Source organism: Kordia sp., from assembly GCF_045105435.1.
Taxonomy (GTDB): domain Bacteria; phylum Bacteroidota; class Bacteroidia; order Flavobacteriales; family Flavobacteriaceae; genus Kordia.
In genome coordinates this window covers 1-11,321 of sequence record NZ_JBGCDL010000360.1, presented here as the reverse complement: position 1 = coordinate 11,321, position 11,321 = coordinate 1, and the positions used below count along the sequence as shown (strand labels likewise).

The 11,321-nt window shown below is 32.7% G+C and carries 12 protein-coding genes and 1 pseudogene; 7 read left to right on the top strand and 6 right to left on the bottom strand.

Features of this window, described 5'->3' with window-relative positions; translation table 11 throughout:
* Positions 1-191 precede the first annotated feature (191 nt).
* From AB8B65_RS18275 to AB8B65_RS18260, 4 genes are all read right to left on the bottom strand, one after another.
* On the bottom strand, positions 192-455 hold the full coding sequence (locus AB8B65_RS18275) for a hypothetical protein (RefSeq protein ID WP_405302726.1): 264 nt from the start codon (positions 453-455) through the stop codon (positions 192-194).
* A gap of 48 nt (positions 456-503) precedes the next feature.
* Positions 504-788: a hypothetical protein gene (locus tag AB8B65_RS18270; RefSeq protein WP_405302725.1), complete on the bottom strand. Its 285-nt coding sequence runs from the start codon at positions 786-788 to the stop codon at positions 504-506.
* Positions 789-907: 119 nt separating this feature from the next.
* Positions 908-2,284, bottom strand: a complete 1,377-nt coding sequence (locus AB8B65_RS18265; RefSeq protein WP_405302724.1) for a TlpA family protein disulfide reductase — start codon at positions 2,282-2,284, stop codon at positions 908-910.
* 372 nt (positions 2,285-2,656) lie between these two features.
* Positions 2,657-4,288, bottom strand: a complete 1,632-nt coding sequence (locus tag AB8B65_RS18260) for an ABC transporter substrate-binding protein (RefSeq protein ID WP_405302723.1) — start codon at positions 4,286-4,288, stop codon at positions 2,657-2,659.
* A 303-nt stretch (positions 4,289-4,591) separates the two neighbouring features.
* On the opposite strand from AB8B65_RS18260, the gene mtaB reads away from it, so the two are divergent.
* The 3 genes from mtaB (at position 4,592) to AB8B65_RS18245 (ending at position 7,719) form a co-directional block, all read left to right on the top strand.
* Entirely contained in the window at positions 4,592-5,929 is a 1,338-nt protein-coding gene (gene mtaB / locus AB8B65_RS18255) for a tRNA (N(6)-L-threonylcarbamoyladenosine(37)-C(2))-methylthiotransferase MtaB (protein ID WP_405302722.1), read from the top strand.
* Positions 5,930-5,945: 16 nt separating this feature from the next.
* Positions 5,946-6,581, top strand: coding sequence for a hypothetical protein (locus AB8B65_RS18250; RefSeq protein WP_405302721.1), 636 nt, complete (start codon positions 5,946-5,948; stop codon positions 6,579-6,581).
* Between the two features lie 235 nt (positions 6,582-6,816).
* Entirely contained in the window at positions 6,817-7,719 is a 903-nt protein-coding gene (locus tag AB8B65_RS18245; protein WP_405302720.1) for a DUF6438 domain-containing protein, read from the top strand.
* 58 nt (positions 7,720-7,777) lie between these two features.
* Here the strand turns inward: AB8B65_RS18245 and AB8B65_RS18240 are convergent, their stop codons facing one another.
* Complete coding sequence (locus tag AB8B65_RS18240) at positions 7,778-8,080, bottom strand: GNAT family N-acetyltransferase (protein ID WP_405302719.1); 303 nt, start codon at positions 8,078-8,080, stop codon at positions 7,778-7,780.
* 118 nt (positions 8,081-8,198) lie between these two features.
* On the opposite strand from AB8B65_RS18240, the gene AB8B65_RS18235 reads away from it, so the two are divergent.
* Both AB8B65_RS18235 and AB8B65_RS18230 read left to right on the top strand, forming a co-directional pair.
* Positions 8,199-8,861, top strand: coding sequence for an alpha/beta hydrolase (locus tag AB8B65_RS18235; RefSeq protein WP_405302718.1), 663 nt, complete (start codon positions 8,199-8,201; stop codon positions 8,859-8,861).
* 153 nt (positions 8,862-9,014) lie between these two features.
* The gene (locus AB8B65_RS18230; protein ID WP_405302717.1) at positions 9,015-9,974 is read left to right on the top strand and encodes a lytic transglycosylase domain-containing protein; all 960 of its coding nucleotides are present in this window, start codon (positions 9,015-9,017) and stop codon (positions 9,972-9,974) included.
* A 134-nt stretch (positions 9,975-10,108) separates the two neighbouring features.
* On the opposite strand, the gene AB8B65_RS18225 is transcribed toward AB8B65_RS18230, so the two are convergent.
* Positions 10,109-10,246 carry a hypothetical protein gene (locus tag AB8B65_RS18225; protein WP_405302716.1) on the bottom strand — a complete coding sequence of 46 codons (138 nt, stop codon included), beginning with the start codon at positions 10,244-10,246 and terminating at the stop codon, positions 10,109-10,111.
* 223 nt (positions 10,247-10,469) lie between these two features.
* On the opposite strand from AB8B65_RS18225, the gene AB8B65_RS18220 reads away from it, so the two are divergent.
* Complete coding sequence (locus AB8B65_RS18220; RefSeq protein WP_405302715.1) at positions 10,470-11,111, top strand: hypothetical protein; 642 nt, start codon at positions 10,470-10,472, stop codon at positions 11,109-11,111.
* 4 nt (positions 11,112-11,115) lie between these two features.
* Positions 11,116-11,321 (top strand): annotated as a pseudogene (locus AB8B65_RS18215) (ATPase); the annotation flags it as partial.

The following is an 11,321-nucleotide window of genomic DNA, read 5'->3' as shown; positions in this document are numbered from 1 at the left end:
TTGTGCATTTTGAATTCAAAAGTATAACGAAACGTCATTTCGAGTGATTTTGAGGTACGAAAAATCGTATCGAGAACTGTTTAGTACAAAATATTCTATTCTCGATACAAATTTGACTCATTTTCAATCGTAAAATTCACTCGAATTGACGAAATTTTATCAAAATGCACAACAGATTAAATAATCTTTTTTCAATACATAAACAAGAAGTAGTACATAAAACTACTTATGATGACACCGAAAACTAGAAATACAATGATTGCCATACGTCTTGTTTTGCGTTGTTGCTTTTGTACATTATCTCTAATTTTATGTAGCATATACTCTGATGCTTCATTGTATTCTGCTTCAGAAGTTTTTGTGCCAATATAGCGTTCTACACGATCAAGCTTATTGATGCGCTTGCGTTTGTTATTTCGTATAACGGTATTTGCATGTGATGAAAAGCCAGACATAATATAGAATTTTAAGGTGAATACTGATTTTAATAACTATTTAGAAACTTAGTAAATCCCAAAATATTTAGTTGCAAAAATAATAAGTCCAATAGTTATAGGAATTGCAATGATAAAAGAGAGCATCAACTTGTCGCGCTCTTTGCGATTTTGTTTCTTCATGCGTTCACGAATTTCCAACAACTGTATTTTGGTAGCTTTTGGAAATACTTTCGTAATCTTCTTTCCTTGATATCGCAATGAATCACTACTAAATGGTGTGTGTTGCTTCCTTCTTTTCCTATCTCTTTTAAATGCTTCTATTGCATAGAGCCCAAATCCTGATCCTAACATAAGCTTCTTCTTTTAAATTGAACATATACTATTATCTGTATATAAAAGAAGAAAAAAGTTACAATTTGGAGCATTATTTCACTTTCTGAACACGTTTTAACTCTAATAAATTCTGTGGATTATTTATCAATGTACTGATCAATAAATTCATAAATTTCTGCATCTTTTGGACTTGGCGCATCTTTAGAAATCATATTTCCTTTTGTATCATACATGATATATCGTGGAATTGATTTCATCTGTAATTCTCTGTAATACTGGGCAGATGGATAATTTACAGACAAATAATTATTTTTAAAATACTTTAAATTTTCTTCGTTAGAAGCTTTAAGCCATTGAGAAAAATCTTTGTCAATAGAAATAAAAATATAGACAAAATCTTTGTTTTCATAGGTTTTTCGCAACTTTTTAGCAGGTTTCATAGCTGCGCGACACGGAGCGCACCAACTTGCCCAAAAATCAACATATACAACTTTCCCTTTAAATTGCTGAATGATTTCCGTGAGTGTAGTTCGTTCTTTAGTTGTATTGGTTAAATAAACATCATCTGTTTTTCCTTTCAAGGAGATAAAATCGGTTAAATAGGTGTCGTTTATCAAATTTAAAAGCGTGCTATCTTTCACTGTTTCTGTAAACTTTTGATGGTAAGATTTAAAATCAGCCAACGGATAATATTTGGCAATATCTTTCAACGTAGCATACAATAAATAATGCTGTATTTTTTTTGAAAATAAGTTGCTATTTTGAATGGAATCGAAGAGAATCAATTTATCAGCTATTCGGACATTTTTTCTTTTAATGATGGGAATGTTCAGTGTTTCCGTTACATAATAAGATAAAAAACGTTTGTAGAGTGGAAGCATCAACAAGGAATCGTTTTGCAATTCAATTTTATCTTTATCAATATCTGAAAAGTCAGACATCAGATTGATTCTGTATTTGAGTTTATTTTTTTGGAAATTATAATTTGTTTTTTGGAAATTCCCATTTGAATGTAGGGAATCTAAAACTACTAATTGTTTGGTTCGATTTTTTATCAAATCTTCTAAATACACATCGTATTCTGACTTTGTTCTGTATCTACCGTGCTTCTCTCGGAATTCAATATCATCTACATAAATGTCATTAGCCAGATTATAATTCACTTCAAAATTTAATACTGTATCTAACTTTCTATTATTTAAAAGGCGTGCGTAAGGAGCATCATTTTTATAATCGAACTGAATAGTATCTCCTGCTTTTAGTACATAATTAGAAGCATAAAAATAATGATAGCGGTGTTCTAGTAAAATCTGATTTTTAGTAGCAATAGTAATCGTATCGCTACTATTTAAATTATGGGCTTTGATTTCGTGTCGTTCATAAGGATAATTCTCAAAATAGGTAAGAATCGGATTTTTTTTTAAAGAATACGATTTCCCATTATTAAAGTATATTGTATCCTTTTCAAAAGTACGTTTGCCAAAAATAAGTACAATATTTTCTTTTTTGGACACTGTTTCCGTAGTTTTTACAGTTGGTTTCTCCGAACAATTAACAAAAAGAAAAAGAATAATAAGAGAAGAAATGTATTTCATAAAACAAAAATAAGGAAACATACTACAATTTAGTTAAGTTTAAATTTCTTTTTATAGAATTTACTCTAAACACCTGTTGTTCATTTTGAATTCAAGTGTATAAGGAAACGTCATTTCGAGTGATTTTGAGGCACGAAAAATTGTATCGAGAACACTTTTAGTTCGAAAAATGTTATTCTCGATACAAATTTCACTCGAATTGGCGAATTTTATCAAAATGTACAATAGTTCTAAATAATAGAAAATAGGATATACGTTAGATTTATATTCTATAAGCTTCAGATTTAAGTATTATTTCACTTTCTGAACACGTTTCAATTCCAATAAATTCTGTGGATTTATACCCAAACCTTGTACATTTTTTTGTGTAAATCGAACGACTTGATCGTAATACAAAGGAATCAGTGGCGCTTCTGAAATTAGTAAAGAATCCATTTTCGTGTAGATTTTAGCGCGTATAGTTGGATCGGTTTCACGAAGTGCAGTTTCGTACCATTCATCAAACTGTATATTTTTAAAACGTGTATAATTTGGACCGTTTGGTGTGAAGTTTTTACTATAAAAAAGCGATAAATAATTTTCTGCATCTGGATAATCGGCAATCCAACTCGCTCTAAAAATTGGCAATTCACCTTTCGAGCGCTTCTCACGAATTGTAGAAGCAGGAATCACATTTACACTCGCTTTAATACCTGTTTTTTCTAGCTCTCGCTGAATGTACTCACAGAAATTCAAATACTGTCCGTTCGTTGTAATCGCAACTTCTGGTGAAGCATTTCCAGTTTCTGAAATATATTGTTTGACCAAACTTTTTGCGCGTTCAGGTTCATACTCAAAACCTTTAATATTATTAAAACCAGGCAATCCTTTCGGGATAAAACCATGAATGGCTGGCGTTCCAATTCCGCTTCGTAAATAGGTAATCATCTTTTTGCGATCAAAACTGTAATTCATTGCCTTTCGTAACAAATGATGACTTGAAACATTGGTGCTATCTCCAATATAAATACCTAAATATTCCGTGTTTAAATACGGTCCCGTAATCATATTTACTGTGGAAGTGTACGTTTCTCGCAATTGCCCAGAAGCATTTAAAATTTCATCTTGATATGATGGATCAAGCGAATTCAAAAAGTCAATATTTCCTTGTGCAAACTGTAAAAATTCACTCTGTTTATCGGGTAAAAAAGTAATAGCAACTGCTTCCAAATAGGGCAATTGTGTTCCTGTGGCATCTTTCTCAAAATAATTTGGGTTTCTGCGCAAGACCAATTTTGTGTTTTCTTCCCAAATCTTAAACTGAAAAGGACCAGTTCCAATCGGATTCGCTCTAAAACTATTGCCATAATATTCCACAATTTCTTTCGGAACTACCGAACAATATTTCATCGTAAGTAAGCTTAAAAATGCAGGAAATGGTTGTTTCAGGGTAATTTCAAAAGTAGAATCATCAATCGCTTTAAATCGATCTACACTTTTAAAAATCCAGCGTCCGCTAGAAGCCAATTTATCATCTAAAATTCGCTCAAAACTATATTCAAAATCGTACGCAGTTACTGTTCGTGTACTGTCTTTTCCAAACAATTTGTGCTTGTGAAACGGTACATCATCACGCAAAGTAAATGTATAGGTTTGTGCATCATCAGAGACTTTCCAAGAAGTTGCAATGGCAGGAATCACATTCAAATCGGCGTCCATTTCCACCAAACCATTAAACAATTGGTGCACTGCCCAAATATTCCGTTGATCTTTCGCAAAAGCAGGATCTAACGAGGTAATATTTGCATGCTCGTTATAGCGGAAAACCAAATGATCTCGATCCTTGGAACGATCTTGTTGACACGAAAAAGAAATCAACAACCAACAAAGAATTGATAGCTGCTTAAATATCAATTTAAAATGTTGCATTGTTAATTTTATCATATTCTGAATTAATTGTAAATTTGCAGGCTTAAACTATGCTAAATTGTGAATTTGATACAGCATTTTTGATTTACTATTTACCAATTATAATATGAATCAATACTTGTCAGTTCGAGCGCAGTCGAGAAATACTAATATAACAGATATTTTCACTGAATCTCGACTGCGCTCGATTTGAAAAATTGGTAATTATGTAAAGACAAATATGTGATTATTTTCTTAATTTCAAACTCACATTAACAAGGTTTAAAAGTACATAAATAAAAATACAAATCGCTACCGTTTTGGTAGAAAAGTACAGGAATGAACGATAGAAAAAAAGTCGCTTTTTATACGCTAGGTTGCAAACTGAATTTTTCAGAAACGTCTACAATTGCACGAAATTTTCAAGAAGAAGGTTTTGAAAAGGTAGATTTTTCCGAACATGCTGATATGTATGTAATTAATACGTGTAGCGTGACTGAAAATGCGGATAAACGCTTTAAAACTATTGTAAAACAAGCGCAAAAAGTAAATCCGGATGCGTTTGTGGCGGCAGTTGGTTGTTACGCGCAGCTAAAACCTGAAGAATTGGCGGCTGTTGATGGTGTGGATTTAGTGCTTGGCGCGACAGAAAAGTTTAAAATTACCGATTATATTAACGATTTGACAAAAAACGATTTTGGAGAAGTGCATTCTTGCGAAATTGAAGAAGCCGATTTTTATGTCGGAAGTTATTCTATTGGCGATCGTACACGTGCTTTTTTAAAAGTACAAGATGGCTGTGATTATAAATGTACCTATTGTACAATTCCGCTCGCAAGAGGAATTTCAAGAAGTGATACACTTGAAAATGTATTAAAAAATGCCAAAGAAATTTCCGAAAAGGATATCAAAGAAATTGTGCTGACAGGCGTAAATATTGGCGATTACGGAAAAGGAGAATTTGGAAATAAAAAACACGAACATACATTCCTAGAATTAGTTCAAGAACTAGATAAGGTTGAAGGAATTGAGCGTTTGCGAATTTCTTCTATAGAGCCAAATTTGTTAAAAAATGAAACGATCGATTTCGTATCCAAAAGCAACACATTTGTACCACATTTTCATATTCCATTGCAAAGTGGAAGCAACACTTTATTGCGTTTAATGCGTCGTCGTTACATGCGTGAATTGTATGTAGATCGTGTCACACAAATAAAAGAAACTATGCCAGATGCGTGTATTGGTGTAGATGTAATTGTTGGATTTCCAGGGGAAACCGACGAAATTTTCTTAGAAACCTATAACTTCTTAACGGAATTAAATATTTCGTATTTACATGTATTTACCTATTCGGAACGTGAAAATACAGTCGCAGCCGAAATGGAAGACGTAGTTCCGCTAAATGTGCGCAAAAAACGTAGTAAAATGTTACGCGGATTGTCTGTGAAAAAGCGTAGAGCTTTCTATGAAAGTCAATTAGGAAAAACGAAAACGGTTTTATTTGAGAGTGAAAACAAAGAAGGATACATTCACGGTTTTACAGAAAACTATGTGAAAGTAAAAGCGCCTTGGAATCCAGAATTGGTGAATACACTTTACAAAGTTACGTTAACTAAAATTGATGATGATGGAATGCTACGTTTCAATTTTGTGGATGAAACAGTTGTGTTTAGTTAATTATAAAAATAATGTGATGAAATACGGAATACTATTAGTTGCTTTCTTGCTACTATCATGTTCAAACGAGCAAAAAAGTGACATTGAAGGATTAATTATTGATCCAAATATCAAAAATGAAGTCGAAAAGTATATTGAGGACACACCAAATTCAAAACGTTTTAATAATGATATGCAGATCTACAAAAATAGCTTTCATTTAACGAGTTATACAAACGATGAATTGACGGCTTCGACAACAGATTTTTCAAAGAAATCACCTTTCAAATCCTTCTATTTTTGGCATGATGATTTGCTTAGGATTGATGGCGCTTTTGGGATTTTTGGCGGTTTTGGATTTGATATTCAGATAAATGACGAGAAAGCAACACTCTACCACATGTTAAGTTCAGATGACTTTCCTACGTATGCATATAACGAAACCGATGATTTTATTTTTAGGCTAGAAGTGCCTTGTACGGAAACTAAAATAGTATTGTCAGAAATGCCCGATCGAGAGAAACAACAAGTTATATATGGATATGTTGAATTTAAAAGTGGAGATTTTTATACCATGTCTAATTCAGCTGTAGCTGGAGAAAAATCAGAACGTGATAAGTTGCGAAACAACATGAAAATCTACTTTAGAAGCGGTTTTGTAAATCTAAATTAATCAAGTGTTTCATTTTTTTAGATTTGAACAATAATACGCTTCATCGGCTTTATACGGTTTTGGTACGATTCATGTAATTATAGCTTTGTAACTATTAATTATTATAAATAGATACTTATATTTAACTATTGAATTTATATCATTTGAAATGAGCAGAACTCTATTTTATCTTTATAATTGATAAAAGTTTTTAAGCGAATTTCATTTGACAGCATTAATAAAATAGGATACCCAAATGAAAACAACACTACTCTCAATATTAGTCTTAACTTTAATAAGCTGCGACGCTTCTACCAAAGAATTTATTGGAAGTTCTTGGAAAGTGACTGAACTTAAAAATAACGGAACGGTTGTTAAAATGACTAATGATGTGATTTTGACAGTGAATAGTGAAACTCGTTTTTTGTTGAAATTAGATAAAAACAATTGCTTTGGATCATACACAATCACAGGGAAAAGCGAAATTAAATTAGGAGAATTAGGCTGTACACAAATGTGCTGCGATTCCGATTTCTCATCAGCAGTTGTAGATGCGTTGCGTAAAGTTTCAACAATAAATTTAGACAAAGATATTGTAACACTTTCGTCTGATGTGGTAGCAATTAAATTTGAACGCTACAAAGTGTTATCTAAAAATGAATTAACTCAGAAAGCGACTGAAACAGCGTACACGCGAAAAGAAAAAATACCAACAGAAGAAACTACCAATGTCGGAATGTTTGAAAATCCAAACAACGCACAAGGTTCGTCTGATGGTGTTCCAAAAGGAGCATATATCGAATTGTACAAATCGCCATGTAAAGGAACTTGCGAAGAATTCACAATGAAATTCTATGCAGATGGAACCGTATATTACACAGGAAAATTTAACGCACAAGTGCAAGGAAATCATTCTGTAAAAATTACGGCAAGCAAATCGAAATCGCTTTTTAACGAATTTGAGCAATCAAACTTTATGGGTTTTCAGGGAAAGTATGACAACGAACGTATCATGGATTTGCAAAACACATATTTGACCTACAAAGGAAAAAAGATTCACATTCGCGATAAATACGCTGCGCCAAAAGAATTAAAAGTATTGCTTGAAAAAGTAGAAGCACAGGCAAAAGAAGCGTTGGACAAATTGAAAAAGAAATAATACTAAAAACTACTGTGTATAAAAAAAGGGAACTTATATAGTTCCCTTTTTTATTTTTTTAGATTCTTACACCGACTGGCAATAAATCTTTATACTGTTTATTTTTTCGTAAAAAACTAGCAATCTTTGGGCTAGTTGGCACAACTCTCAGGTTTCGCTCTTGAATACTATCTAGAACCGTTTTGATAAATGCATTTTTAAAATCTACATCGTCAAGTCCTTCGGGAACTATTAATTTTGTTAGAAAGATTTTACGCTCTTGTAATGAATACTCAATCTTGGCCATTCCATGTTCCGTCTTGTGTTCAAATTGGCGTAAAAATTCGTTATCATTGATAACAATAATAGTAGCATTATCCATAGCAATTTAATTTTAAATTAATCTTTAAAAAATGTAATGTTTAGAAGAAATCTTGATTTAACTTTGCAAAGATAAGAAATTTAGAGTAGATTTCCGAGTTTTTAAGTTGACTATCTGTATGAACGTAAGTAAAATACAAGTTTATTTTATGCCAGGAATGGCTGCAAATCCTACAATATTCAAGTATATTGAATTGCCAAAAGAAGAATTTGAAGTTCACTATTTAGAGTGGTTTCTGCCCGAAAAAGGGGAGACTTTGACGCATTATGCATCAAGAATGGCACAAAAAGTAGTACATGATAACATCATTTTAATAGGTGTTTCTTTTGGAGGAATCTTAGTGCAAGAAATGGCAAAGTACATCAGTGTGCAAAAGATTTTTGTAATATCGAGTGTGAAATCTAAACACGAATTACCGCGCCGCATGAAACTAGCGCGTGCTACCAAAATATACAAACTCATTCCTACAAGTTTGGTAAATAATATAGAAGTATTGAGCAAATTTGCTTTTGGTGAAGTCGTAACCAAACGCTTGGAATTGTATGAAGAATATCTTTCTATTCGCGATAAATATTACTTAGATTGGTCTATTGCGCAAATTGTCAATTGGAATCAAGAAAAACCGTTGCCAAATACCATTCATATTAATGGCGACAAAGATCGCGTTTTTCCAATACAGCATATTTCAGATTGTATTTCCATCAAAGGCGGAACACATATTATGGTACTCAATAAATTTAGATGGTTTAATGAAAATTTGCCAAGATTGATCAAAGAATAGAAAAACTTTCCTTAAATTAACAACAAATTACACAGATAGCTGCATGATTCTAAATCAGTTTGTTATTTTTGTAATCCCTATCCGACCATTTTTATAATTACACCAAAATAGCTAAGTAAAAGTCGATTAAGAAATATTTAAAAAAAATACCACATGCGTAAACTTAAAAATGGATTTGCCTTTCTTGGATTAATTTTCCTCGGAGTATTACTAATGAATGCAGTACAGCAAGACAAAGTTATGACGGCTGAAAGTACTTCAACAGCAACAAGTCAAACAACAAAAGCAACTGTAAATGATAACAACGATTACAATGTATATGCATTGGATCTGCCAGAAACACTAAATTTTGCAGGAGAACAAGTGCCATTGCATTTGCCAGATATCAAAGAACGCATGGACAGAGAATTGTTGGTAAATACCTATTGGCAATCAAATGGTTTATTACTATTTAAACGTGCAAACAAATACTTTCCAGTCATAGAACCAATCTTAAAAGAATACGGAATTCCAGACGATTTTAAATATTTAGCTGTCATTGAAAGCGGATTACAAAACGTAACATCTCCAGCAGGTGCAAGAGGTTTTTGGCAAATAATGAAAGCAACAGGACGCGAAAACGGAATGGAAATCAATTCAAATGTTGACGAACGTTTTCATTTAGAAAAAGCAACACGTGTAGCGTGCAAGTACTTATTAGCTTCCAAAAAGAAATTCGGAAACTGGACATCAGCAGCAGCAGCATACAACGCAGGAAATGGCGGAATTGGAAAGCGAATGGATGATCAACAAGTAAACTCATACTACGATTTATTATTAGGGCAAGAAACTGGTCGTTACATTTTTAGAGTAGTGGCGTTAAAAGAAATCTTTACCAATGCTAAAAAGTACGGTTTCAACTTCAATGAAAAACATTTATACACGCACATTCCAACCTACAAAGTAGAAGTAGATACTGCCGTTACAAACTTTGCAAGCTTCGCAAAAGAATTTGGAATCAACTATAAAATCTTAAAAATTCACAATCCGTGGTTGCGCGAAAACAAGTTGAACAATAAATCGAGAAAAAAGTACATGATTTCTATTCCTGAAAAAGGATATTATACGAAGTAAGTTATCGTCAAATTGAACTTTTATGATGAAGTTTGCCTTGTTCAATTTCATCCACGATTTCAAGACGAGACAAAACATAAAAAACCGTTTCAATACATAAAATGAAACGGTTTTAATTTTATATGCTACAAAGATTATTTATATCGAATACAGCAAAAATAAGTACCTGCAATCGCCCATCTTGTATCGTCTCCACCTGTTAAAGTTTTAACTTCAAATTTTGAAATGGACTTTTTGTTTAGCTTTAACGTTGTAAGTTTTTGTTTCTTCATGATTAAAAAAATTGGTTAATAAGTGTTCAAATTATCAAAATAATCTAGAACTGAAGTACGGTATTCCCGTAAATCACATTTGTACCCTTAATATCAAACGCTAAAACCTGTCACATTGAGCGAAGTAGAAATGCAACACCTAAAAATTGCCAATTCCATAAAATTTTCGTTCTTTTGAGTGTTACCAACCAATACAAACGCTACATATTGCGCATTCAATCTCTTGAGCATACAAAATAACATACTGCAAACCATTCATCATTTACGTACTTCTGGACAATTTGTGCTCTATACAAACAAGCCAAAAGTAAGTACAAATGAACTCAGTGATTTAGCCGATTTTTTAGAACAAGAATATGAAAACGAATCGCTAAATTATCCGTTTGAAGCGCCAACGTTTCACAAAGAAGCCGCCGTTTGGGCAGCAAAAACAATATACTATGCAGCGCAGTTTCTAGCACATCGTACGGAAGAACCTAAAGATTTAAGTAAATTCTTTACCGATTTTAAAGCTGAAATTACGCCAAGTGTGTGCCTTTCGGCAGATATATCACTCAGATTCTTGCCGTTTATCATCAAAGAATTAGAACATATAGATGCAGAAGATTGGCTCGCAAAAATACTCACAAAGCAATTACAAACCTTTCAATATTCCACAATCGGACACGATATGGAAATTGAAATTAACGAAGAAACACTTGCGAAACACTTTGAAAATAACTGTTTTCAAACACTATTCATTGACAGAGTCATCGCAAAAAAAGATATCAGCCTCACGGCACACAAAATCATTCAAGAAAACGTTGCTATCCAATTAGGAGAACATTCCAAACACTTTTGGAGCGCGTTTATACCTGAAGCATAACATTATGAACGAAACACAAAAAATACGAACCATACTCGATGAAATCAAAAATATCTTTGTCGGTAAAGATGAGGTCATCGATTTATTAGGAATTGGACTTTTGGCAAGAGAAAACGTATTCCTATTAGGACCTCCAGGAACGGCAAAAAGTGCGATTGTAAAACAATTGTCGAGTCACGTAATTGGCGGAATTAACTTCGATTATTTATT